Below are 23,589 nucleotides of genomic sequence, written 5' to 3' on the forward strand. Positions count from 1 at the left end.
GGTAATCAATGTTCTGCAAGTCGGAGGGTGCGTGAGCCTCGGCTGTGGCGGCCGACCTTTCGCAGCGAGACCGTGACCCCGGTGACGAGCCGAGATGCGGCCGCAGGCGGGCAGGTCGCAATGCTGTGGTGCGTGACCTGACCGTGACATGATGGTCTGGTGTTCTGGCGCACAGCCGCGCCTTCGACGACCCACTCGGTGAAGGGCAGACGACGACCATGAGTGACGAGCAGCAGCCGGGCCCCGACGGCGGCCTGTACCTGGACTACGGGTACGGCTCTCATGTCGGCCTGCGCCGGGAGCTCAACGAGGACTCCTCGGTGGTCACAGACTCGCTGTTCGCCGTCGCTGACGGGATGGGCGGCCATGAAGCCGGAGAGGTGGCCTCCGCCTTGGCCGTCCAGGCGCTCGCGGAGGGCTGGGACGCGGCGCCCGGGCCGATCAGCCAGGTCGATCTGCAGGCCTTCCTCGACGACGCCGACGAGCGGATCCGGGAGGCCACCGGCGCCAAGGCCGGGACCACGCTGACCGGGGCCGTGCTGGTGGAGGCCCAGGACCAGCTCCAGTGGCTCGTGTTCAACATCGGTGATTCGCGCACCTACCTGCACCAGGACGGCACGCTGCGTCAGCTCACTCGGGATCACTCGCAGGTCCAGGAGATGTTCGAGTCTGGGATCATCACCGCCGAGGAGATCCGGGACCACCCGAACCGCAACGTCATCACCCGCGCCCTGGGCGCCGGGGACCTGTTGAGCGGGGACTACACGCTGACGCCTGTCACGGCCGGCCAGCGGCTGCTCGTCTGCTCCGACGGGCTGACCGGTGAGCTCACCGACGCCCAGATCGCCGACATCCTCGCGGCCGGCCGGTCCCCGCAGGACACCGTGGACTGGCTGATCCATCAGTCGCTGCGCGAGGGCGGACGGGACAACGTCACGGTCATCGTGGTCGACGTCCGCGACGGCTGAGGCCGGCAGCTCAGCTCCGGACCGATCCCATCGCCGCGAGGACCACCAGGCCCATGCCGAGCAGCGCGTAGCCGGAGAGCTGCTGTCCCAGCAGCAGGAATCCGGCCGCGGCCGCGATGGCCGGGGCCAGCGCCAGCAGGATCGCGAAGGAGCTCGCCGGCAGGCGCCGCAGCGCCAGCATCTCCATGGCGTAGGGGACCGTGGAGGACAGCAGAGCCACTCCCAGGCCGATCATCAGTATGGTCGGGTCGAGCAGCGCAGGGCCGGAGAGCACCACGGCGGCCGGGGCCACCGCGAGCCCGCCGACCGTCATCCCGAGGGTCAGCCCGATCAGTCCTGTGAACTCCTCACCGGTGCGTTTGGTCAGCAGGATGTAGGCCGCCCACAGGGCGGCGGCCAGCAGTGCGCAGGCCACCCCGACCGGATCCAGGGCTGTGGCGGGGTCCCAGCCGATCATCGCCACGCCCACCAGTGCCGCGACCGCCCAGAGCGCGCTGAGCCAGCTGCGCCCGGCGATGATGCTCAGCGTCAGCGGGCCGAGGATCTCCAGGGTGACCGTGGTGCCCAGCGGCAGCCGGGCCAGCGCCAGATAGAAAGCCACGTTCATCCCCGCCAGCACCAGCCCATAGCCGGCCGCCACAGCCCAGGAGCGTGCCGAGAGGCCCCGCACGTGGGGCCGGACCAGAGCCCACAGCATCCCCGCCGAGAGCAGCAGGCGAAGCGCGACCATCCCCACCGGCCCGGCCGCCGGAAACACCAGCACCGCCAGGGCCGCACCGATCTGCTGGCATGCCAGCCCCAGGAGCACCAGCATGCTGCCCTGGGTGCGGCGTCCGCCGTCGGAGCTGGGTGAGGAGGCGGTGCCGGCAGGGCTCATGGCTCCATCCTGTCGGGTGGCCGGGGCGGCGTCGAGCGGGCGCCCGCCAGCCGGTGCGCCATGGCCATGGCACCTTCCTCGCCCTGGTCTGCTCGTGGCCCCTCCTCTCGTGTCACCAGGAGGTTCTAGACTTGTCTCCGTGACCGAGCCCGCTGAGAACGACGCCGTCGAGACCCCTGCCGCCGCGCACGTCGATCCGTCTGCTGCCGAGCCCGCCTCGTCCCCGCCGCCGGAGGCCCTGCGCGAGGAGCACGAGCAGCTGGTCGAGGAGGTGCGTCGCCATCGCATCGCCTACTACCAGGCGGACGAGCCGCTGATCTCCGACGCGGAGTTCGACGCGCTCTACAGCCGTCTGCAGCGCATCGAGCGAGAGCACCCTGAACTGATCTCCGCCGATTCCCCGACCCAGGAGGTCGGCGGCGAGGTCTCCGAAGCCTTCTCACCGGTCACTCACATCCAGCGCCTGTACTCTCTGGAGGACCTCTTCTCCCGCAGCGAGCTGCGCACCTGGTACGACCGGGCGCTCGCCTCGCTGACCGCGCTGCGCCCCGGTGTGACGCCCACCTGGCTGGCTGAGGTCAAGATCGACGGTCTGGCGATCAACCTGCTCTACCGCGAGGGCCGGCTGGTCCGTGCCGCCACCCGAGGTGATGGGATCACCGGTGAGGACGTCACCCATAACGTGCTCACCATCGGGGACATCCCGCGTCGGCTCAAGGGCACCGGCCATCCGGCCGAGCTGGAGGTGCGTGGGGAGATCTTCATGCCCACCCAGGACTTCCGCGCCTTCAACGACCAGCTCACGGCGGCCGGCCGGCCGCCGCTGGCCAACCCGCGCAACGCCGCCGCCGGCTCGCTGCGCCAGAAGGACCCGGCCAAGACCGCCGAGCGTCCGCTGTCCATGTTCGTCCACGGCATCGGCGCGCGGGAAGGCATGGTGCTGAGCTCCCAGCACGAGGCCTATGACCTGCTCGCCTCCTGGGGCCTTCCGGTGAGCCCCTACACCAGGCTGCTGACCAGCTATGAGGAGATCGAGGCCTACCTGGACGAGCACCAGGAGAGGCGCCATGAGCTCGTCCACGAAATCGACGGCGTCGTCATCAAGGTGGACGACCTCGACCAGCAGCGCGCGCTCGGGCACACCTCTCGCGTGCCGCGCTGGGCCGCCGCCTACAAGTACCCGCCCGAAGAGGTCCACAGCCGCCTGCTGGACATCCAGGTGCAGGTCGGACGCACCGGGCGGGTCACCCCGTTCGCTGTGCTGGAGCCCAAGAAGGTGGCCGGATCGGTGGTCTCCCGGGCCACCCTGCACAACCAGGACGTGGTGCGTGCCAAGGGCGTGCTGATCGGCGACGACGTCATCGTCCGCAAGGCCGGTGACGTCATCCCCGAGGTGCTGGGGCCGGTGCTGTCCGCCCGTGAGGGCCGCGAGGAGGCGCTGCGGGAGTTCGTCTTCCCTGCGACCTGCCCGGCCTGCGGAACAGAGCTGCGTCCCGCCAAGGAGGGCGACGTCGACTACCGCTGCCCCAACGCCGAGAGCTGCCCCGCCCAGCTCTCCGGGCGGGTCATCCATGTCGGCTCGCGGGGTGCCCTGGACATCGAGGCCCTCGGGGAAGAGGCCGGCCTCGCGTTGACCAACCCGGACCCGGATGAGGTTCGCCCGCCTCGGGAGCTCATCGACGAGGAGCGCACCGCGGAGTCGGGGGCCCAGGTGGAGTACGGCGAGCAAGGGGAACCGCTGCCGCAGGCCCCGGTGCTGCGCCAGGAGGCGGATCTCTTCGACCTCACGGCCGAGGACCTCAAGGGCGTCTACCGGTGGCGGGAGGTGCTGGAGAAGAATCCGGAGAGCGGGAGGTTCGAAGGCACCGGGCGGTACGCGCCTGTCCTGTACTTCTGGACGAAGCCCCAGTACCACAAGGGTGAGCTCAAGGAGCCCTCCAAGCCCCGAGAGAACACGGTCACGCTCTTCACCGAGCTGGAGAAGGCCAAGGAGCAGCCGCTGTGGCGTGTGCTGGTGGCGCTGTCCATCCGGCACGTGGGCCCCACCGCCTCTCGGGCGCTGGCCGCGGCCTATGGCTCCATGGAGAAGATCCGTGCTGCGGACGAGGAGGAGCTCGCCGGCATCGACGGCGTCGGACCCACCATCGCGGCCGCGGTCCGCGAGTGGTTCTCCCTGGAGTGGCACCAGCGCATCGTGGAGCGCTGGGCGGAGGCCGGGGTGCGGATGGTCGACGACGTCGACGAGGAGACCCCGCGCACGCTCGAGGGCCTCACCGTGGTGGTCACCGGAAGCCTGGAGAACTGGTCCCGTGATGAGTCCAAGGAGGCGATCATCTCCCGCGGCGGCCGTGCCTCCGGCTCGGTGTCGAAGAAGACCTCCTTCGTGGTGGCGGGGGCAAGTGCCGGCTCCAAGCGGGACAAGGCCGAGTCGCTGGGTGTGCCGGTGCTCGATGAGGAGCAGTTCGAGATGCTGTTGAAGAAGGGACCGGAAGGTCTGGAGACCGACGAGGGTATGGAGAGTGACGAGGGTATGGAGAGTGACGAGTGAGCACTGTTGACGAGCTGCTGGACATCGCCCGGGAGGCCGCCGTCGCAGGCGCGGGCGTGCTGGCCGAGCGTGATGACGTCGCCCCCGCCGGGCTGATGCTGGGCGGGAGCGAGGTCGAGACGAAGAGCTCCGTGTCCGATCTGGTGACGGACTTCGATCGGCGCTCCGAGCAGGCGGTGCGTGCCGTGCTGGAGCGTCGCCGCCCCGAGGACACCGTGACGGGGGAGGAGTACGGCACCGTCAGGCCTCAGGGAGCCACTGGGTACCGCTGGTCGATCGACCCCCTGGACGGCACCACGAACTTCGTGCGCGGCATCATCTACTACGGCACCTCGGTGGCGGTGCAGGACCCTGAGGGTCGCTGGGTGGCCGGTGTGGTCCACGCGCCTGCCCTGAGGCGCATCTGGTGGGCCGCGCGCGACCGTGGCGCCTTCACCGACCGGCTGCAGGGTGAGGGTCCGGGCTCCCCGGCCCAGGAGCCGGTGCGCCTGCAGGGCCCGCAGGGCAGCCTGGCGGCAGGGCTGCTCTCCACCGGTTTCGGCTACGACCCCGACCGGCGCGCTCAGCAGACCGCCGCGGTCTCGGCGATGCTCGGCAGCTTCGGGAACCTCCGCCGACTGGGTGCCGCGGCGCTGGACATCTGCATGGTCGCCGACGGCACCGTGGACGCCTACGCCGAGTTCGGCATCCAGGAGCATGACTGGTCTGCGGCGGCGCTGATCGCTGAGGAGGCGGGCGTGCCGGTGCGTCGTCCCGCGGTGGCAGACAGCTCCGTGGCCGGGGACTGGTGCGTGGTGGGTGACATCGGCATGCCCCACACCCGGCTGCGGCCCCTGCCGCTCGGCCTCGCTGGGGAGAACACGGCCGAGGAGCAGGAGGGCGGGCAGGCTCAGGACGGCGTCGCCGGATGACGGGCCAGCTCGCCGGAGAGGACCACACCCCGCGGGCGCCTGCTGAGCCGGGCCCCGGTGCTGCCGCGTCCGCCCCACGCGCCGACGTCGTGATCCGCCCTGCCCGTGCCGAGGAGCACGATCGTATCGCCGAGATCACCCTCGGCGCCTATGTCGAGGGTGGGCATCTGCCCCCGGACGATCCTTACACCGCCCAGCTGACCGACGTCGCCTCCCGTGCTGCGCACGGGGAGCTGCTGGTGGCCGAGGTCGACGGTGTCGCCGCCGCCTCGACGGTCATCGCCCGGCCCGGCGATGAGCTCGCCGAGCTGGCCGCCCCCGGGGAGATGGAGTTCCGCATGCTCGCCGTCGCCCCGGATTTCCAGGGCCGCGGGATCGCCCGGACCTTGGTGCGCCATCTGATCGGCCGCGCCGAGGCGGAGGGGGCCGAGAACCTGGTGCTGTGCAGTCTGGTCTCGATGACCGCCGCCCATGCGCTCTACCGCTCCGAGGGCTTCGTGGAGGCGCCGGCCCGAGACCTGGTGATCACCCGTGAGGTGCACGGCAAGGACGCTCGCTTCCCGACCTTCGTGCGGCCTGTGGCGGGCTGAGCCGACGTGTGGCTCCCGCATCATGGCCCGCTCCGGCTCGACTAGACTGGCTCGGACTTCGATTTCCCTCTGAGAAAGCCACTATCCCGTAGGAGCTGCATGTCTGAGATCTCGCGTGCCGACGTCGAGCATCTGGCGAAACTTGCGCATATCAGCATGACCGAGGAGGAGCTGACGACCATGGCCGGCGAGCTGGCCGTCATCGTCGACTCCGTGAAGACGGTGTCCCAGGCGGTCTCCGCCGAGGTGCCCGCCACCAGCCATCCGCTGCCGCTGACCAACGTGTTCCGTGAGGACGTCGTCGGCGAGGTCTTCACCGAAGAGCAGTCCCTGCTCAACGCCCCTGACGCCCAGGACGGGCGATTCAAGGTTCCGGCGATCCTGGACGAGGAGTGAGGCCCAGCATGACTGAGATGATCCGACTGACCGCCGCCCAGATGGCGGAGGGGATGCGCGCCGGGGAGTTCACCTCCACCGAGCTGGTGCAGGCACACCTGGACCGCATCGCCGCCGTGGACGGCGGAGACCGCGGAATCAACGCCTTCCTCCACGTCTCCGGTGAGGAGGCGCTGGCCACCGCCGCCGAGGTGGACAAGATCCGTGCCGCCGGGGGAGGGGGCGCCGAGGCGCTCCACCCGCTGGCCGGAGTGCCGATCGCGGTGAAGGACCTGATCGTCACCGTCGGGCAGCCCACCACGGCGGGCTCGAAGATGCTCGAGGGCTGGATGAGTCCCTACGACGCGACCGTCATCGAGAAGGTCCGCGCCGCGAAGCTGCCGATCCTCGGCAAGACCAACCTCGACGAGTTCGCCATGGGCTCCTCCACGGAGCACTCGGCCTACGGGGCCACCCGCAACCCCTGGGACCTGGACCGGATCCCGGGCGGCTCCGGGGGCGGCTCCGCGGCCGCCGTCGCCGCCTTCGAGGCGCCGCTGGCGCTGGGCACCGACACCGGCGGCTCGATCCGCCAGCCCGGTGCGGTCACCGGCACGGTGGGCACCAAGCCCACCTACGGCTCGGTCTCCCGCTACGGCGCCATCGCCATGGCCTCCTCGCTGGATCAGATCGGCCCGGTGGCCCGCACCACCGAGGATGCGGCGCTGCTCCACGAGCTCATCGCCGGCCATGACCCCAAGGACTCCACGTCGCTGGTCGACGAGGTCCCCGCCTTCGCCCAGGCCGCCCGCCGTCAGGACGTCACTGGTCTGAAGATCGGGGTCATCCGGCAGCTGCAGGGTGAGGGCTACCAGGAGGGCGTGCTCGCCCGCTTCCAGGAGTCCCTGGACACGCTGCGCGCGGCCGGTGCCGAGATCGTGGAGGTGGACTGCCCCAGCTTCGAGTACGCGCTGGGCGCCTACTACCTGATCATGCCCTCGGAGGCCTCCTCCAACCTGGCACGATACGACGGCGTCCGCTACGGTCGCCGGGTGCTCCCTACGGATGCCCCGCTCACCATCGAACGCGTCATGGGTGCCACCCGCGCCGCCGGCTTCGGCGAGGAGGTCAAGCGCCGGATCGTGCTGGGCACCTACGCCCTCTCCGCGGGCTATTACGACGCCTACTACGGCTCCGCGCAGAAGGTCCGCACGCTCATCCAGCAGGACTTCGACGCCGCCTTCGAGAAGGCCGACGTGCTGATCTCGCCGACGTCGCCCACGGTGGCGTTCCCGCTGGGGGAGAAGCTCGACGATCCGCTGGCCATGTATCTCAACGACGTCGCCACCATCCCGGCGAACCTGGCAGGGATCCCCGGCATCTCCGTGCCCGGCGGACTGGCCGACGACGGAGCCGGCGGGCAGCTGCCTGTGGGCATCCAGTTCCTGGCCCCTGCGCGCGAGGACGCCCGGGTCTACCACGCCGGGGCCGCCCTGGAGCGGCTGCTCACCGCCGACGCCGAGCCGCTCTGGGCCCGGGCCCCCGAGCTGCAGACCCCCGCGGCCCAGACTGCAGGAGAGTGAGGACTTCCATGACTGAGACGCTCGCAGAAGCATCGCCGCTGTCCTATGAGGAGGCGATGGCACGCTTCGACCCGGTCCTCGGCTTTGAGGTCCACGTCGAGCTCAACACCAAGACCAAGATGTTCTCCTCGGCGCCGAACGCCTTCGGCGACGAGCCGAACACCAACGTCAACCCCGTCTGCCTGGGCCTGCCCGGTACGCTGCCTGTGGTCAACGGACAGGCCGTGGAGGACGCCATCAAGCTGGGGCTGGCGCTGAACTGTCGCATCGCGGAGACCTGCCGCTTCGCTCGCAAGCAGTACTTCTACCCGGACACCCCGAAGAACTGGCAGACCTCGCAGTACGACGAGCCCATCGCCTTCGACGGCCACCTGGATGTGGAGCTCGACGACGGCGAGATCTTCCGCGTGGAGATCGAGCGCGCCCACATGGAAGAGGACGCCGGCAAGCTTACCCACGCGGGCGCGAGCGGACGCATCCAGGGCGCGGACTACTCCCTGGTGGACTACAACCGCTCCGGGGTGCCGCTGATCGAGATCGTCACCAAGCCGATCGTCGGAGCCGGGGAGCGCGCACCGGAGATCGCCCGGGCCTATGTCTCCGCCGTGCGGGACATCGTCAGGGCCCTGGACATCTCGGACGCTCGCATGGAGCGTGGAAACGTCCGCTGCGACGCCAACGTCTCGCTGATGCCCAAGGGCACTACAGAGTTCGGCACCCGGTCTGAGACCAAGAACGTGAACTCCCTGCGGGCGGTGGAGCACGCGGTGATCTACGAGATCCGTCGTCACGCCGGGGTGCTCTCCGCCGGAGGGAGCATCGTCCAGGAGACCCGCCATTGGCAGGAGGGCACCCGCACCACCACGTCCGGGCGGCCCAAGTCCGACGCTGATGACTACCGGTACTTCCCGGAGCCCGACCTGCTGCCGATCGTCACCACGCAGGAGTGGATCGAGAAGCTCCGTGCCGAGCTGCCCGAGCCGCCGGCCGAGCGCCGTCGTCGTCTGCGCGAGGCCTGGGGCTACTCCGAGGCGGAGTTCCGTGACGTCGTCGCCGCCGGGCTGATGGACCAGGTCGAGGAGACGGTGGCCTCCGGCGCCAGCCCGGCCGTGGCGCGCAAATGGTGGATGGGCGAGATCTCCCGGCTGGCCAATGCGCGCGACGTCGACCCCGGCGCCCTGGGTGTGGAGCCCGCCACGATCATCGAGCTGGCCGGCCTCATCGAGGAGGGGCGGATCAATGACAAGATCGCCCGTCAGGTGCTGGAGCACCACATCGACGGGGAAGGCACGCCGCAGGAGATCGTGAAGGCACGCGGCCTGGAGGTCGTCTCCGACGACGGCGCGCTGACCGCGGCCGTGGAGAAGGCCATGGCGGAGAACCCCGACGTGGTGGAGAAGATCCAGGGCGGCAAGCTCAAAGCGATCGGGGCGCTGATCGGCCCGGTGATGAAGGAGACCCGCGGCCAGGCCGACGCCGGCAAGGTCCGCGAGATCGTCCTGAGCAGGCTGGGCATCGAAGGATGAAGAACCCGGGGCGGGACGGCGACGAGCCGGCCCGCAGCCCTCAACGGGGGCTGCATCCGGTGATCCTGGTCATCTGCATCCTGCTCTTCGTGTTCCTCTTCTTCCTGATCCGGGATGTCCGGACCCAGTATGTGGGGGAGTACGGCTCTGAGGAGTCTGCCCCGGCGCAGGTCGAACCGGCCGAACCAGACGTTCCGACCACGCGCTGAGCCGAGCCTCTCCCTGCCGGGACAGGCCCGGCAATGGGCGTCGGAGCACGACACGCCGAGAAGGCCTCGTGCGGCACCACTGCGGTGCCGCACGAGGCCTTTGTCGTCCCAGCACCCCTGATCAGGCTGACCGCCGCAAGAAAAACGTCATAGGAAACATTCAGGACACATCTTCATTGCTGTCGGCAAAGCGCATGAAATCTCCCGCTTATAGATTGTTGCGTGGACCGGGTAGTACTCTCGGTTCACAAGATCCATGTGATCTGGCTCGCACTACCATCCATTGGGGGATGAGACATGTCCATAGGAAGCCCAGTCCTTGTGGCTGCCGAGGCTGAGGAACCGGCCAACGGCCTGCAGGGCATCGCTGACACCATCGACGAAGGATTCGGTGAGATCACCGGGTTCTTCGTCAATCTGATCTTCGGCACCAATGTGGAGGTTCCACTCGGTGCCCCGTTCCCGGAAGGGACCACCCTGTGGGACGGGCCGCTGGTGGTCCTCTGGGCCATCGTGGCGGCCATCGGATTCACCATCTACTTCGGCTTCGTGCAGTTCCGCACGGCTCCGGTGACCTTCGAGATCGTGCGTGGCAAATGGACCACTGAGGACGACCCGGGGGAGGTCACCCACTTTCAGGCGCTGACCGCTGCGGTCTCCGGCACCGTGGGGCTCGGCAACATCGCCGGTGTCGCCGCCGCGGTCTCCCTGGGTGGGCCCGGCGCCACGTTCTGGATGATCCTCGCCGGCCTGTTCGGCATGTGCACCAAGTTCGTCGAGTGCACCTTGGGGGTCAAGTACCGCCACATCGACGAGAACGGCATCGTCCACGGCGGGCCGTTCAAGTACCTGCCGGTGGCGTTCCGGAAGCTGGGCAGGGTGCCGGTGCTCATCATCACCGGCCTCTTCGCGATCTCGATCATGCTGTTCGGGATCATCGGCGGCGGCATGTTCCAGGCCAACCAGACGTACGGCGCCATCGAGTCCGCCGGCAGCACGCTGGACGAGATGACCGGCACCTCGACGTTCGCCTTCCTGGGCACAGACACCTCGGCATTCATCTTCGGTGTGATCTTCGCGGGACTGGTGGCCCTGGTCATCATCGGCGGCATCCGCCGGATCGGCTCCGCCACGGCGAGGATCGTGCCAACGATGGCCGGCATCTACGTGCTGGCCTGCCTGATCGTCATCGCGGTGAACATCACCAACATCGGTGAGGCGTTCGGCGCCATCTTCTCCGGGGCCTTCACGGCCGAGGGCATCACCGGTGGTGTCATCGGTGTGATCATCATCGGTGTGCAGCGTGCCGCGTTCTCCAACGAGGCCGGCATCGGCTCGGCCCCGATCGCGCACTCTGCGGTGAAGACCCGCCGCCCGGTCTCAGAGGGCTTCAACGCCATCCTGGAGCCGTTCATCGACACTGTGGTGGTCTGCACTATGACCGCACTGGTGATCATCTTCGCCTGGCCCGCCGAGTACGAGGAGGCCATCGGTGTCGGTCACGACAACCCGGTGGGCCTGACGGCCGCCTCCTTCGAGACCTTCCTGCCCGGATTCTCCGTGGTCCTGGCGATCTGTGTGGCGCTCTTCGCATTCTCCACCCTGATCACCTGGAGCTACTACGGGATCCAGGCCTGGCGTTACCTGGTGGGCATGTCGAAGACCAAGGACCTCATCTTCCGCGCCATCATCTGCGTGATGATAGTGATCGGCTGCATGGTGTCCTTCGGCAACATCATCGATTTCGCCGACTCGGCCCTGTTCCTGTGCATCTTCATCAACGTCGTCGGCTGCGTGATCCTGGCGCCGAAGGTCAAGGAGGAGATGAAGCAGTACCTGGCCGACCGGGCCGCCGGACGCCTCTTCGAGGACCCGAACGAGCTGCCCTCGGACACCCGAGAGATGGCCATCCTGGAGTTTCTGCAGGACAAGCCGTACGGCACATCGTTCGAGAAGCAGCGCGACTGAGCCGGTGGCGCGTTGAGCTGGGGAGCCCGGGCGGTCTGCGTATCGAGGGGATGCGCAGTCAGCCCGGGCCTCCTCAATGTCTGGGGCCTCATGTGTGAGCTCCCTGCCGATCGCCGGTCACAGCAGTTCGTCGAGGACGTCGTCGGTCCAGTGATCGGAGGGCTCGGACCGCTTCCGCCTCGTCTTTGCGGACCGGCGCCCCCAGAGGCTTCCTCCCGTCAGTGCTGCGCCGGTCAGGACGGCGGCTCCCTGGAGCGCGGTGAGTGCGGCGCCGTCGGCGAAGCGGCCCAGGAGGCCGAAGTCGTCGTTCCGTAGGCCGCCGATTCCGTTGATGAGCAGAATGATGCCGATGATCTCCATGAGAATGCGCATGGAAGGGTCTCCTGTTCCGTGACGTGGTGATCGGGGTCGTGCCGCTGTGGGGTCTGCCGAGAAGCATCAGCGGGATGCGAGGTCGATGGGCTCGTCGGCGACCTCCAGGGTGTCGCCGTCATAGTCGAAGGTCTTGGACTCCGGGTCGGCGTCAGAGGCGTCCGTGGTGCAGGGTGCCCAGCGGTTCTAGCACAGTCGTGCTATATATGACGCCGCGAGTGTAGCACGGTCGTGCTAATGTCTGTCCATGCCTCGGACCATGGATCGTGACGCGCGCAAGAACCAGCTCGCGGAGGCGGTGTGGCAGGTGATCCTCGACCAGGGCATCTCCGCGGTCTCCGTCCGCACCGTCGCGGAGCGGGCCGGCGTCGCCGTCGGGTCGCTCCGGCATGTCTTCCCGAGCCGAGCGGAGCTGGTGCAGTTCTCCGCCGAGCTCATGGTGCAGCGCGCCACGGATCGTCTGTATGCCACCTACCCGAAGGCGGCCTCCGGTGATCCGCATGCCCGTGCCCTCGCGCTCATCAGAGAAGTCCTTCCGATCACACCGGACACCCGGGCGGAGTTCGAGGTCAACCTCGCCCTCCTGGCTGAACGTGCCGCGGTGCCGGAGCTTCATCGGGTCCGGGGTGAGGCGCACCAGCGGCTGGCTGGGCTCTGTCGACGCGTCGTCGACATGCTGACCCCAGAGCCCGGGACTCCGGCGGCCCTCGCCAAGGCGCAGCGGCTCCACGCGCTGATCGACGGGCTCGCCTTCCACGTCTTCCATCAGCCGCCGGAGGCAGACTCCGCGTGGGTGCTCGACATCATCAGGGCCGAGCTCCGCGAGATCGCCGGACATTCCGCCGACGGCGGGGGAGCACAGCGGTCAGGGTGAGGATCTCTGAGCCTGCGGGGACGGTGGCCGTCTCGGCGACAGTGTCGATGGCCGTGAGTAGAGTGGCGCCATGGACGAGGACTGGATCGACCATCGCCGGAACGACGGTGAGCGTGTGGGATGGATCCGTATGATCGGGGACGGCTTCGTCGCCGTGGACGTCCTCGGCAGGCCGATCACCGAACCGGTCGACTGGCTCCAGGCTGAGGAGGCGCTGGACGGGCGAGGCCTGCCCTTCCTGGCGGGTCCCTGGCTGCTGAGGCTGCCCGAGGGAGACGAGGTCCGGGTCCGGATCGTGGAAGTCAGCCCGGACCGTATTCGTGTGGCCGAGGACGCGATGGGGGCGGCCTCCGTGGTGGGCGCTCGGCCTCGGGAGCACACCCCGCCCTTCCCCGCCCCGGACACGTTGCGCCCGGTCCGCGAGCACGGAGCGCGAGTGCTCAGCGTGAGTAAGGAACATGATGTCCTCGGGTGGGCGCGATGAGCTTCCGCAAGGCCAGCGGGACGGCGGCGGCGCCGCAGATCGAGGCGGCAGGGCTGCGCTGGCTCGCTGAAGCGGTGCCGGATGGGGGAGCTGCCGTGGCCCGCGTGCTCGACGTCGACGAGCACGCGCTCACTCTGGAGGCCATCGTCGAGGCCCGGCCCGATCGGATGTCAGCCGCGGCCTTCGGTGCAGCCCTGGCCCGCACCCACCGGAGCCTGCCTGCCGGCACGGCCTTCGGCGCCCTGCCCCCGGAGCACCCGCCCGGGGAGCCGCCCCTGTTCGGCCCGGCCGGCCAGCTGCTCCCCATGGGCTCGGGGACGCATCTCAGCTGGGGCTCCTTCCTCGCCGCTGAGCGACTGGATCCGTTGCTGGAGCGCCTGACGGCAGTCCCGCCGGTGCTGCGTGCCGCCCGGGACCGCATCGCGTCCGGCGACCTCGACGGCGGCGGGACAGGTGGCACAAGCGGCGCAAGCGGGATCGACCAGGCCACGGATCACGCGGAGCCGCCGTCGCGCCTCCATGGTGACCTCTGGTCCGGGAACCTGCTGTGGCGGCGGGCCTCCCCGGAGGAGCCCGCCGCCGCAGGCTCACCGGGCCGCGACGCCGACGTCGAGGGCGTGCTCATCGATCCCTTCGCCCACGCTGGCCACCGGGAATCGGATGTGGCGATGATGCAGCTGTTCGGCCTGCCCCACCTGGATGCCGTGGTGGCGGGCTATCAGGCCCAGTGGCCCCTCGCGCCGGGATGGGAGGATCGTGTGCCGGCCCACCAGCTGTTCTACCTTCTCGGACACTGGGTGCTCTTCGGGGACGGTTATGCGGCCGCCACCCTGCGCTGCTGCGAGACGACCCTGGCCCTATGAGAGGATCCTGAGCAGAATCGATCCGCGAGACCTCGCCAGGAGAGGACCATGACCCAGGACTACACCGTGCTGACCGTATGCACCGGCAATATCTGCCGTTCCCCGGCCATGGAGCGGCTCATCGCCCATGTCTTCGCCGACGCCGTCGAGGAGGGACTGCATGTGCACTCCGGGGGCACCTTCGCCCATGACGGCGAGGACATGCAGCCGCCCATGAAACGCCGCGTCGAGGAGTACGGGGCGGAGGCTGGGGGTTTCACCGCCCGGCAGGTCACCGCGTCCATGGTCGAGGAGGCGGATCTGATCCTCACTGCGACCCGGGAGCACGTCGACGATGTCCTCGCCGAGGTGCCCGGCGCCCGAGCTCGGACCTTCACCGTGCGTGAACTGGGCCGGCTGCTCGAACACTTGCGGAGTCTGGGAGAGGTGAAGGAGCGGATCGACGAGCTGGTCGGCGAGGGTGCCTCGTCCCGGGACCGGCTCGCCACCGTCGTCCCGCTGCTGGATGAGGCCCGCCGGGCGGCCGGGGGGCCGGGTCCGGAGGGCGACGTCGTCGACCCCTACATGCTGCCCGAGGATGTCTACGACGAGTCCTTCCGGCAGATCAGCGAGCCGATCGAGGCGCTGGCCGCGGTCATCCGCCGATGAGCCCCGACATTCCGGTGAGCTGAAGCACCAGCGGGAATGCCAGGAAGGCGACCGCGTCCAGCAGGAAGTGGGCGATCACCAACGGCATCACCCGGCCGTACCGGAGATAGACCGCGCCGAAGATCAGTCCCATCAGGGCATTGCCGACCCCTGGCCCGAAGCCCTGGTAGAGGTGGTAGGCGCCACGCAGCAACGCGGCGGCGGCGATCACCCACCACATCGGAGAGACCCGAGAGGACGATGACGCCAGGGCCGGCCACAGGCGGCGCGCCCGGTCGAACAGATACGCGATCATGATGACCTCCTCCACCAGGGCGTGGCGCACCGCGGCCAGCAGCAGCGCCGGCGTCGTCCACCAATGTTCGGTGACGTCGGACGGGACGATCTCCATGGTCATCCCAGCGGTGCGCCCGGCCAGGTAGATCACCAGGGTCCCGGCCCCGATGAGCACGAACAGTCCGAGACCGATCCCGAGGTCCCGTCCAGGGCGGCGCAAGTCCAGGCCGAAGCGGCGGAACGGGTTCGTCCCGTGCAGCAGGAACAGGTAGATCACCAGGGCCACCGGCACCAGGGCGAAGAGGCTGTCCAGCAGCTGGTAGGTCAGGTCGAAGAGCTCATGCCGGGAGCGGCTGGAGTGCACGGTGGCCGACTGCTCCGACAGCGGGGCCAGGGAGAGCCGCTCGGCCAGCTGCAGGATCGCGTAGATCGCCGAGCGGCCCAGAGACAGGCCCAGCACCAGGATGACCTCCCATGCCAGGAAGCGGCGTGAGGGTGCCGGGGCAGGGAGTTCCGGAGTCGACGACGTCGGGCTGGTCACGGAGCACAGCATAGTCATGGTGGGGCGATGAAGTCGGTCTCGGCAGAAATCGGTGATCTCATACTCGGTGTGCCATGATGTGAGCGGCATCACGCCGCGCCGTCCTCGGTGACACCTCGCCGACACAGGACGGTGCTAATCTTTGCGACCGGAGCTCGACGTGAGTTCCGACACTCCATGGACGCCGGCAACACTCAGGAGCCGTCGTCCTCGCTGCCGGCTGCAGGCCACACCATCCCGTGCGTCGCGGTCAGGAGTGTGTTGATGAGGGAAGGAAACCCATGGACGCTTTCATCGAATGGGCGGACACTGTCGTCTGGAGCCCAGCCCTGGTGTGGCTGTGCCTCGGCGCCGGTCTGCTCTTCACCATCCGCGCCAAGCTGGTGCAGTTCAGCCAGATCCCCAATATGATCCGGAACCTGGTCCAGGGCGGCAGCTCGAGGGACGGCATCTCGCCCTTCCAGGCCCTGACGATGTCCCTGTCCGGGCGTGTGGGTGCCGGCAACATCGCCGGTGTGGCCGTGGCGATCGCCTCCGGCGGCCCGGGTGCGGTGATGTGGATGTGGATCGTGGCGCTGCTGGGCGCGGCGACGTCCTTCGTGGAGTCCACCCTCGGCCAGATCTACAAGGAGCGCGACCCGCGCACCGGTGAGTATCGCGGTGGTCCGGCGTTCTACTTCGAGCGCGTGTACCGGCACACCTGGGCGGGCGTTCCGCTGAAGATCTACGCCTGGATCTTCGCGGTGGTCTCCGTAATCGCCCTGGGCATCTTCCTGCCCGGCATCCAGACGGACACCATGTCCGGTGCGCTGACCAGCGCCTTCCCGGCGCTCGACCGCTGGATGATCGGTGTCTTCCTGGCCATCGTGCTGGGCATCATCATCATCGGCGGTGTGAAGCGCATCGCGCACTTCACCGCCACCGTGGTGCCGATCATGGCCATCGGCTACATCATCGTCGCGCTGATCGTCCTGCTGGCCAACGCCTCCGAGATCCCGTCCATGCTGCGACTGATCTTCGACTCCGCGTTCGGCGCCCACGCCGTCTTCGGGGGCATCCTCGGGTACGCCGTCGACCAGGGTGTGCGCCGCGGCATCTACTCCAACGAGGCCGGTCAGGGCACGGGGCCCCACGCGGCCGCTGCGACCGAAGTCTCGCACCCGGCCAAGCAGGGGCTGGTGCAGGCCTTCGCGGTCTACATCGACACGCTGATCGTCTGCTCGGCCACCGCGTTCCTGATCCTCTCGACGGGCATGTTCCAGGTGGAGACCGACGACGGCGTCATCGACCACGCCACGAACCTGCCCGAGGGAGCGGAGGCCGGGGCGCCGTACACCCAGCACGCGCTGGACACGGTCTTCGCCGGCGCCGGATCGATCTTCGTGGCCATCGCGCTGACGTTCTTCGCCTTCTCGACGCTGGTCTATTACTACTACATGGCCGAGACGAACCTGACTTACGCGATGCGCAAGGTCAAGAGCACCAGTGTGCAGCGGGCGCTGCTGGCGGTGCTGCAGGTCGTCATCCTCATCGTGGTCTTCTACGGGGCGATGGGCGCTGAAGGCAGGGCCTGGTCGATCGGTGACATCGGCGTGGGCATCATGGCCTGGCTGAACATCGTGGGAATCCTGCTCATCCAGCAGCCGGCGTTCAAGGCGCTCAAGGACTATCGGGCGCAGATGAAGGCGGGGAAGGACCCGCAGTTCGACCCGCGCACCCTGGGCGTGCGCAACGCTGAGTTCTGGGAGGAGCGGGCCGACTCCATCGCCAACGGCACCCACCCCGAGTCGGGCCCGCAGGACCCCGGCAGCGGCGGCGACGGCGACCAGCCGGCACCGGTCCCGGTGCGCTGAGCACCCCTCGCCACCCTCCACGTTGAGCTGGTGAGTTTCCGCCTGAAAGAGGTCGTTCTACGGCTGATTGAGGCGGAAACTCACCAGCTCAACTCGTCTCCGGGGAAGGTTATCCACAGAAGCGCCTCGTGGGGCTGTGCCGCGGAAGCCGATCGGGCAGGCTGGCCCTCATGCGTCGACCTGACCCGCTCCCGCCGTCGCTCTACGGCCGCATCTTCACCTGCCAACAGGCCCTGGCCGCGGGAGTGCCGGAGAAGCGACTCCGGGCCCGTGACATCGAGCGGGTCGTCCGAGGCATCTACCGCCATCGTCCTGTGCCGGGCGACGCCGACGTCGCACCCGCCGCGGGTGTGGGTGGGCCGCACGGTGAAGGGCCGCACGGTGAAGGGCCGCATGTGGAGGGGGTGCCGCCCGAGACGATCGATCTCGCCCTGCTGCAGGCACTCTGCTCCCGTGCGCCGGGCCTCTGGCTAAGCCACGCGACTGCCGCCCGGGTGCACGGCCTGCCCCTCCCTCCGCGTTTCGCGCGGGATTCAGCGATCCATGTCAGCGGCCGGTTCAGGGGCAGGACTGTGGCCGGGCTCGGGGCAGTGCGTCAGCACGGTCCGATCAAGAACACCATGGGGGAGGTGCTGGAGCAGGAGGGCCTGCGGCTCGCTTCACCGGAGCGAGTGTTCATCGACCTCATGCCGCACCTTCGACCGGACGAGCTCGTGGTGCTGGGCGACGCGTTGGTCCGTGAGCCTCGAGCAGTCTTCGAAGGCAGGGAACACCCCTGGAGCACGCGTGAGCTGCTGGAGGAGTGTCTGTCGCGGCACGGCCACACCCGGGGGATCGTCGCCGCACGGCAGGCTCTCGAGAGGGTGCGCGTCGGGGCGGACTCCCCGCCGGAGACCCTTCTTCGTCTGCGACTCGTCGAGGCCGGCCATCCGGAGCCGGAGCTGCAGGCGAGACTTGACCCGGATGATCCCGTCAGCCCCGTGACCGACCTGGCGTACCGCCGTCGGAAGGTGGCGGTCCAGTATGACGGAGCCCATCACTTCGAGGCCGAGCAGCAGGCCAGCGACGAGTGGCGCGACGGTGCATTCCGCCGGGACGGGTGGACGGTCGTGCGGGCGAATCGCGTGGACTTCAGAGAGGACTTCATCGGCGTCGTGGCCCGAGTGAGCGTCCTCCTGCTCAGTTGAGCTGGTGAGTTTCCGCCTGAATACGGCCCCAGAGCGTGTCTTTCGGGCGGAAACTCACCAGCTCAACTGGGAGGGGAGACACAAGAAGGGCCCCGGCGCGTCAGACGACGTGCCAGGGCCCCTCTCAGAGACGGATCAGAGCAATCAGTGCGAGTGCTCGTCCTCGTCGTGCTTCTTCTCGACGACCAGCGTCTCGGTGGTCAGCACCAGCGCCGCGATGGAGGCGGCGTTCTGCAGCGCAGAGCGGGTGACCTTGACCGGGTCGATGACGCCGTCGGCGATCAGGTCGCCGTACACGCCGGTCTTGGCGTTGTAGCCGTGGTTCGGCTCCAGCTCCGCGACCTTGGAGGCGACGACGAAGCCGTCCTCGCCGGCGTTCTGCGCGATCCAGCGCAGCGGCTGGACCAGCGCGCGGCGGACGATGCCCACCGCGGCGGCGGCGTCGCCTGCCAGCGCCTGCACGTTCTCGTCCTCGTCGAGGGCGGAGAGCGCGTTGATCAGCGCGGTGCCGCCACCGGCGACGATGCCCTCCTCGAGGGCCGCGCGAGTGGAGGACACGGCGTCCTCGATGCGGTGCTTACGCTCCTTGAGCTCCACCTCAGTGGCCGCACCGACCTTGATGACGCCGATGCCGCCGGCCAGCTTGGCCAGCCGCTCCTGCAGCTTCTCCCGATCCCACTCGGAATCGGTCGCGTCGGCCTGCGCCTTGATCGTCGCGGCACGGGCCTCTACGTCCTCCGTGGAGCCGGCGCCGTCGACGATCGTGGTGCTGTCCTTGGTGACGGTCACACGACGAGCGGTGCCGAGCACCTCGGGGCCCACCTGGTCCAGCTTCAGACCGAGGTCGGGGGAGACCACCTGAGCGCCGGTGAGGATCGCGATGTCCTCCAGCATGGCCTTGCGGCGGTCGCCGAAGCCGGGAGCCTTGACGGCCACGGCGTTCAGGGTGCCGCGGATCTTGTTCACCACCAGGGTGGAGAGGGCCTCGCCCTCGACATCCTCGGCGATGATGAACAGCGGCTTCTTCGCCTGCAGGACCTTCTCCAGCAGCGGCAGGAACTCCTGCATGTTGGAGATCTTGCCCTGGTGGATCAGGATCTGCGGGTCCTCCAGTACAGCTTCCTGACGGTCGGCGTCAGTGACGAAGTGCGGGGAGAGGTAGCCCTTGTCGAACTGCATGCCCTCGGTGATGTCGAGCTCGGTCGACGTCGTGGAGGACTCTTCGATGGTGATGACGCCTTCGGTGCCCACGGCGTCGAAGGCGCGGGCGATCAGCTCGCCGACCTCGTCGTTCTGGGCGGAGATCGCGGCCACGTGGGCCACCTGGGCGCCCTCGACGTCGCGCGAGTTCTGCTTCAGGCGCTCGGTCACCGCGGTCACGGCGGTCTCGATGCCGCGCTTGATCTCGCTCGGCGCCGCACCGGCGGCCACGTTGCGCAGACCCTCCTTGACGAGGGCCTGGGCGAGCACGGTGGCCGTGGTGGTGCCGTCGCCGGCGACATCGTTGGTCTTGGTGGCGACCTCCTTCGCGAGCTGAGCGCCGAGGTTCTCGTAGGAGTCCTCGACCTCGATCTCGCGGGCGATCGTCACGCCGTCGTTGGTGATGGTCGGCGCGCCCCAGGACTTGTCCAGGACGACGTTGCGGCCCTTGGGGCCCAGCGTGACCTTGACAGTGTCGGCGAGTTTGTCGATGCCGGCCTCAAGAGCCTTCCGGGCGGCATCGTCGAACTCCAGCTGCTTTGCCATGTGAGTTGCTTCCTTTGCGAGTCAGATGCGGGTCTCGAGAAGTGTGCGGAGGTCCGCGATCACTTCTCGACGACAGCCAGGACGTCGCGGGCGTTCAGGACGAGGAACTCGTCGCCGCCGACCTTGACCTCAGTGCCGCCGAACTTGGAGTAGATGACGACGTCGCCTTCAGAGACGTCGACCGGGACGCGGTTGCCCTTGTCGTCGAAGCGGCCGGGGCCCACTGCCACGACCTCGCCCTCCTGGGGCTTCTCCTTGGCGGTGTCCGGGATCACGAGGCCGGAAGCGGTGGTCTGCTCAGCTTCCAGGGGGCGGACAACAATGCGATCCTCGAGGGGCTTGATAGAGACTGACACGTCAGTGCTCTCCTTTGCGTGAAGTCGAATCGGGTCTGTGCTCAGGCCAGGGCTGTACGTCGTGTGACGCCGACGTCGTGCCGCAGGCCGGGTTTGTTGCGCGCCTTGGGAGTGACCAACCGTCGTCGCGGTGCCGGATGGCGCCCCGTCAGGCTCCGACACCGGTGACACCGGCGCCGAATCAGCACTCGATGACGTCGAGTGCCAACACAAACTTTAGGACGGCCTTAGCACTCGGTCAAGCAGAGTGCTAAGACCGCCCTATGAGTCGGTCCATTCCGGTGATGCGGAGTGCTCCGCTCAGCGATAGACGCCGGGGCTGGCCCGCCGATGCAGGCCCAGTCGGAAGCCGACGCCGGCGGCGACGAAGACCGCCACGCCGAAGACCCAGCCGGAGAGCGCCATGGCCTGGGTGCCGGAGAGCAGCACTCCGATGGTGCAGCCCAGCCCGATCATCGAACCCCATCCCAGCAGCACCCCGCCGATCGCCGCGGTGAGGGAGTTCCACCCGGTGAGCCGCTCCACACGGACTCGGCGACCGGGCAGCGCCGCCGCCAGGGAGGCCAGCACGATCCCCAGTATCAGCCAGCCGTTGGTGGTCACGGTGTGCACCACCAGCGCCACGCAGCCGGCCAGCCGCTCGTCCAGGCCAGGCATGAAGTTCGGCAGCAGCCCCGCGGAGTCCATGCTCGTGCGGGTCAGCGAGGAGATCTGGCTGGTCACCCCCAGCGGCTGGTCCTTGTAGTAGGCCAGCACCGCCAGGACCCCGACGCCGGCCCCGGTGGCCAGGGCGGGCCAGCGCTTGAAGAAGAGCAGCCTGCGGATCTCGGTCCCGTCGACCACGCGATCCCCGCGTCCCTGCACGGGTGGGTTCCAGCGCAGCAGCCAGAGCCCGAGGCCGGCCAGCACGCCCAGCTGCAGCAGGATGGCCACCGTGTACCCGCCGCCGGCCGGCAGCCAGGGCACCGGAGCTCCGGCGATGAACCCGGAGTACATGAAGTCCCAGGAGAGGAAGCCCGCGGCAAAGCCGACCACCACACCGGCCAGCGCCGGGATCGAGCGAAGATGCCCCTCGGGCAGGCGGTAGAGGTGCCCCGCGATGCATCCCCCGGAGATGACCATGCCCAGCCCGAAAGCCAGTCCGGCGATCACCAGGGCCAGCGAGACCGGGGCGATGTGCGCGTCCGAGGGGAGCGTGCCGCCGGTGGGGTTGGACACCCGCAGGGAGAAGACGACGGCGTAGCCGATCATCCCCACCGCGATGGAGACCAGCACGGCGTACAGGCCCCGGGAGCTGCCCTTCTCGAAGAAGTCGCGGAACACGCAGAAGAAGCAGTACCGGCCGCGCTCGAACAGGATGCCCAGTCCGGCGCCGATCAGCAGGGCGAAGGAGGCGTTCGACCCGCCGAGGCCTTCGCCGTCGGTGACGGCCAGCCAGGCGGCCAGGCCCAGCAGCAGGGCCGCCACCCCCAGTGCGACGCCGGTGCGCGCCGAGTCCGCCCGGGTCCAGCCCAGCGGACGGTCGGCGGGGACCGAGACGGAGCCCGGGCCGCCGGTGCGGCGGGCGGGCTCCGTCGTCGTGGATTCTGCGGTGGTGCTCACGAGCCGCTGCCGCTGCCCCACAGGCCGGCCCGCTCGTCGGTGTTGTTGGCCACCGGCACGCCGACTGAGTTGCCCCACTCGGTCCAGGAGCCGTCGTAGACCTGGGCGTCGGCGCCGAGGATCTGGTTCAGGGCGAACCAGGAGTGCGAGGCGCGCTCACCGATGCGGCAGTAGGTGACGATCGGGGAGTCGAGGTCCACGCCGGCGTCCTCGTAGATGGCACGGATCTCGTCGGCGGGCAGGAACTGGCCGGTCTCGGGGTCGACGATCTCACCCCAGGAGACGTTCACCGAGCCGGGGATGTGGCCCCAGATGGAGGTGGACTCGCCTTCGAAGATCGCCGGGTCCACGCCGACGGCGCCGTCGTGCTCGTCGGCGGAGCGGATGTCGACCAGCGCGGTGTCAGACTCGCCGTCCACGTTCTCGTCGGCGATCTCCAGGACCTCCGGCTGCAGGGCACGGATGTCGAGGTTCTGCGGCTGGGCCTCCCAGGTGCCCTCGGCGACGTCGGGGACCTCCTCGGTGAGCTCACGCTCGTCGTAGGCTTCCCACTTGTGCAGGCCGCCGTCGAGCAGCCGGACGTCCTCGGCGCCGTAGAGCTTGAACACCCAGGCGGCGTAGGCGGCGAACCAGTTGTTGCTGTCGCCGTAGAGGACGATGGTGTCGCCGTCGTCGATGCCCAGGCTCTGGGTGAGCTCGGTGAACTCGTCCTGGGAGATGAACTCCCGGGTGTTGGGCTGGGTGAACTCGGTGGACCAGTTCACGTACTGGGCCTGGGGGATGTGGGCCTCGGAGTAGGGAGTCAGCTCCGAGGTGGGCAGCTCCTCGGAGACGTCGATCAGCACGATGCCCTGTTCGGCGAGGTCGCCCTCGTCGAGGCGATCGGCGAGCCAGTCGGTGGAGACCAGGACGTTCTCCAGGTCCTCGTCGCCGCCCTGGTGGACCTCGTCCTGGCCGCGGTTCTCGCCGGTGACCTGAACATTCGCCACGGTGGCGGCCTGTTCGCCGGATCCCCCCGGGGCCGCGGAGGCGGAGCCGTCCTCGTCGCCGCCGCTGAGGCTGCTGGTGACGACGCCTCCGGCGGTGGCGGCCAGTGCCGCCACGGCGACGAACGCCACGGCCAGCTTGCCGCTGGAGCGTCGGCCTGAGCTCTGGTTCTCTTCGGGTGTGGGTGCCTCTTCGGTGCTCATGATGCGGTGATGCCTTTCGCTGCAGGAAGGTGTGTGCAGAAG

At 68.9% G+C, this 23,589-nt stretch carries 22 protein-coding genes; 15 read left to right on the plus strand and 7 right to left on the minus strand.

Features of this window, described 5'->3' with window-relative positions; all coding sequences use genetic code 11:
* Window positions 1-218 precede the first annotated feature (218 nt).
* The gene (locus ODE13_RS03550) at window positions 219-968 is read left to right on the plus strand and encodes a PP2C family protein-serine/threonine phosphatase (RefSeq protein ID WP_322478001.1); all 750 of its coding nucleotides are present in this window, start codon (window positions 219-221) and stop codon (window positions 966-968) included.
* A 10-nt stretch (window positions 969-978) separates the two neighbouring features.
* On the opposite strand, the gene ODE13_RS03555 is transcribed toward ODE13_RS03550, so the two are convergent.
* The gene (locus ODE13_RS03555) at window positions 979-1,845 is read right to left on the minus strand and encodes an EamA family transporter (protein WP_322478002.1); all 867 of its coding nucleotides are present in this window, start codon (window positions 1,843-1,845) and stop codon (window positions 979-981) included.
* A gap of 139 nt (window positions 1,846-1,984) precedes the next feature.
* Here ODE13_RS03555 and ligA point away from each other — a divergent pair, with 139 nt between their 5' ends.
* The 8 genes from ligA (at window position 1,985) to ODE13_RS03595 (ending at window position 11,555) form a co-directional block, all read left to right on the plus strand.
* The gene (gene ligA, locus ODE13_RS03560; RefSeq protein WP_416210537.1) at window positions 1,985-4,393 is read left to right on the plus strand and encodes an NAD-dependent DNA ligase LigA; all 2,409 of its coding nucleotides are present in this window, start codon (window positions 1,985-1,987) and stop codon (window positions 4,391-4,393) included.
* Window positions 4,390-5,304, plus strand: a complete 915-nt coding sequence (locus ODE13_RS03565) for an inositol monophosphatase family protein (RefSeq protein ID WP_322478003.1) — start codon at window positions 4,390-4,392, stop codon at window positions 5,302-5,304. The genes ligA and ODE13_RS03565 overlap by 4 nt, the downstream gene beginning before the upstream one ends.
* A complete protein-coding gene (locus ODE13_RS03570; RefSeq protein ID WP_322478004.1) occupies window positions 5,301-5,894 on the plus strand; it encodes an N-acetyltransferase in 594 nt (197 codons plus the stop codon). The genes ODE13_RS03565 and ODE13_RS03570 overlap by 4 nt, the downstream gene beginning before the upstream one ends.
* Before the next feature lie 99 nt (window positions 5,895-5,993).
* Window positions 5,994-6,290 carry an Asp-tRNA(Asn)/Glu-tRNA(Gln) amidotransferase subunit GatC gene (gene gatC, locus ODE13_RS03575; protein ID WP_322478005.1) on the plus strand — a complete coding sequence of 99 codons (297 nt, stop codon included), beginning with the start codon at window positions 5,994-5,996 and terminating at the stop codon, window positions 6,288-6,290.
* Between the two features lie 8 nt (window positions 6,291-6,298).
* Entirely contained in the window at window positions 6,299-7,852 is a 1,554-nt protein-coding gene (gene gatA, locus ODE13_RS03580) for an Asp-tRNA(Asn)/Glu-tRNA(Gln) amidotransferase subunit GatA (RefSeq protein ID WP_322478006.1), read from the plus strand.
* 8 nt (window positions 7,853-7,860) lie between these two features.
* Entirely contained in the window at window positions 7,861-9,378 is a 1,518-nt protein-coding gene (gene gatB, locus ODE13_RS03585) for an Asp-tRNA(Asn)/Glu-tRNA(Gln) amidotransferase subunit GatB (protein ID WP_179540799.1), read from the plus strand.
* Window positions 9,375-9,587 (plus strand): hypothetical protein, encoded by a 213-nt coding sequence (locus ODE13_RS03590; RefSeq protein ID WP_322478007.1) that lies wholly within the window; start codon window positions 9,375-9,377, stop codon window positions 9,585-9,587. The genes gatB and ODE13_RS03590 overlap by 4 nt, the downstream gene beginning before the upstream one ends.
* A 297-nt stretch (window positions 9,588-9,884) precedes the next feature.
* Window positions 9,885-11,555, plus strand: a complete 1,671-nt coding sequence (locus tag ODE13_RS03595; protein WP_322478008.1) for an alanine/glycine:cation symporter family protein — start codon at window positions 9,885-9,887, stop codon at window positions 11,553-11,555.
* A 117-nt stretch (window positions 11,556-11,672) separates the two neighbouring features.
* Here the strand turns inward: ODE13_RS03595 and ODE13_RS03600 are convergent, their stop codons facing one another.
* Window positions 11,673-11,927 carry a hypothetical protein gene (locus tag ODE13_RS03600; protein ID WP_322478009.1) on the minus strand — a complete coding sequence of 85 codons (255 nt, stop codon included), beginning with the start codon at window positions 11,925-11,927 and terminating at the stop codon, window positions 11,673-11,675.
* Window positions 11,928-12,174: 247 nt separating this feature from the next.
* On the opposite strand from ODE13_RS03600, the gene ODE13_RS03605 reads away from it, so the two are divergent.
* The 4 genes from ODE13_RS03605 to ODE13_RS03620 all read left to right on the plus strand — a co-directional run bounded on the left by ODE13_RS03605 (window position 12,175) and on the right by ODE13_RS03620 (window position 14,796).
* The gene (locus ODE13_RS03605) at window positions 12,175-12,801 is read left to right on the plus strand and encodes a TetR/AcrR family transcriptional regulator (protein ID WP_322478010.1); all 627 of its coding nucleotides are present in this window, start codon (window positions 12,175-12,177) and stop codon (window positions 12,799-12,801) included.
* Between the two features lie 70 nt (window positions 12,802-12,871).
* Window positions 12,872-13,285 carry a hypothetical protein gene (locus ODE13_RS03610; protein WP_322478011.1) on the plus strand — a complete coding sequence of 138 codons (414 nt, stop codon included), beginning with the start codon at window positions 12,872-12,874 and terminating at the stop codon, window positions 13,283-13,285.
* Window positions 13,282-14,148, plus strand: a complete 867-nt coding sequence (locus tag ODE13_RS03615) for a fructosamine kinase family protein (RefSeq protein WP_322478012.1) — start codon at window positions 13,282-13,284, stop codon at window positions 14,146-14,148. The genes ODE13_RS03610 and ODE13_RS03615 overlap by 4 nt, the downstream gene beginning before the upstream one ends.
* Before the next feature lie 48 nt (window positions 14,149-14,196).
* Window positions 14,197-14,796, plus strand: a complete 600-nt coding sequence (locus ODE13_RS03620; protein ID WP_322478013.1) for a low molecular weight phosphatase family protein — start codon at window positions 14,197-14,199, stop codon at window positions 14,794-14,796.
* On the opposite strand, the gene ODE13_RS03625 is transcribed toward ODE13_RS03620, so the two are convergent.
* Entirely contained in the window at window positions 14,783-15,613 is an 831-nt protein-coding gene (locus ODE13_RS03625; protein ID WP_322478014.1) for a CPBP family intramembrane glutamic endopeptidase, read from the minus strand. The two genes, ODE13_RS03620 and ODE13_RS03625, sit on opposite strands and share 14 nt — an antisense overlap.
* A 281-nt stretch (window positions 15,614-15,894) precedes the next feature.
* Here ODE13_RS03625 and ODE13_RS03630 point away from each other — a divergent pair, with 281 nt between their 5' ends.
* Together ODE13_RS03630 and ODE13_RS03635 are read left to right on the plus strand one after the other, a co-directional pair.
* Entirely contained in the window at window positions 15,895-17,466 is a 1,572-nt protein-coding gene (locus ODE13_RS03630; protein ID WP_322478015.1) for an alanine/glycine:cation symporter family protein, read from the plus strand.
* Window positions 17,467-17,636: 170 nt separating this feature from the next.
* Entirely contained in the window at window positions 17,637-18,653 is a 1,017-nt protein-coding gene (locus ODE13_RS03635) for a hypothetical protein (RefSeq protein WP_322478016.1), read from the plus strand.
* A 144-nt stretch (window positions 18,654-18,797) separates the two neighbouring features.
* On the opposite strand, the gene groL is transcribed toward ODE13_RS03635, so the two are convergent.
* The 4 genes from groL to ODE13_RS03655 form a co-directional block, all read right to left on the minus strand.
* Window positions 18,798-20,399 (minus strand): chaperonin GroEL, encoded by a 1,602-nt coding sequence (gene groL, locus ODE13_RS03640; protein WP_179540789.1) that lies wholly within the window; start codon window positions 20,397-20,399, stop codon window positions 18,798-18,800.
* Window positions 20,400-20,458: 59 nt separating this feature from the next.
* Window positions 20,459-20,755, minus strand: a complete 297-nt coding sequence (gene groES / locus ODE13_RS03645; protein WP_179540788.1) for a co-chaperone GroES — start codon at window positions 20,753-20,755, stop codon at window positions 20,459-20,461.
* 300 nt (window positions 20,756-21,055) lie between these two features.
* A complete protein-coding gene (locus tag ODE13_RS03650) occupies window positions 21,056-22,357 on the minus strand; it encodes a YeeE/YedE thiosulfate transporter family protein (protein WP_179540787.1) in 1,302 nt (433 codons plus the stop codon).
* A complete protein-coding gene (locus tag ODE13_RS03655; RefSeq protein ID WP_179540786.1) occupies window positions 22,354-23,547 on the minus strand; it encodes a sulfurtransferase in 1,194 nt (397 codons plus the stop codon). The genes ODE13_RS03650 and ODE13_RS03655 overlap by 4 nt, the downstream gene beginning before the upstream one ends.
* Between the last annotated feature and the right edge of the window lie 42 nt (window positions 23,548-23,589).

Source organism: Nesterenkonia sp. HG001 (assembly GCF_034438835.1).
GTDB lineage: Bacteria > Actinomycetota > Actinomycetes > Actinomycetales > Micrococcaceae > Nesterenkonia > Nesterenkonia xinjiangensis.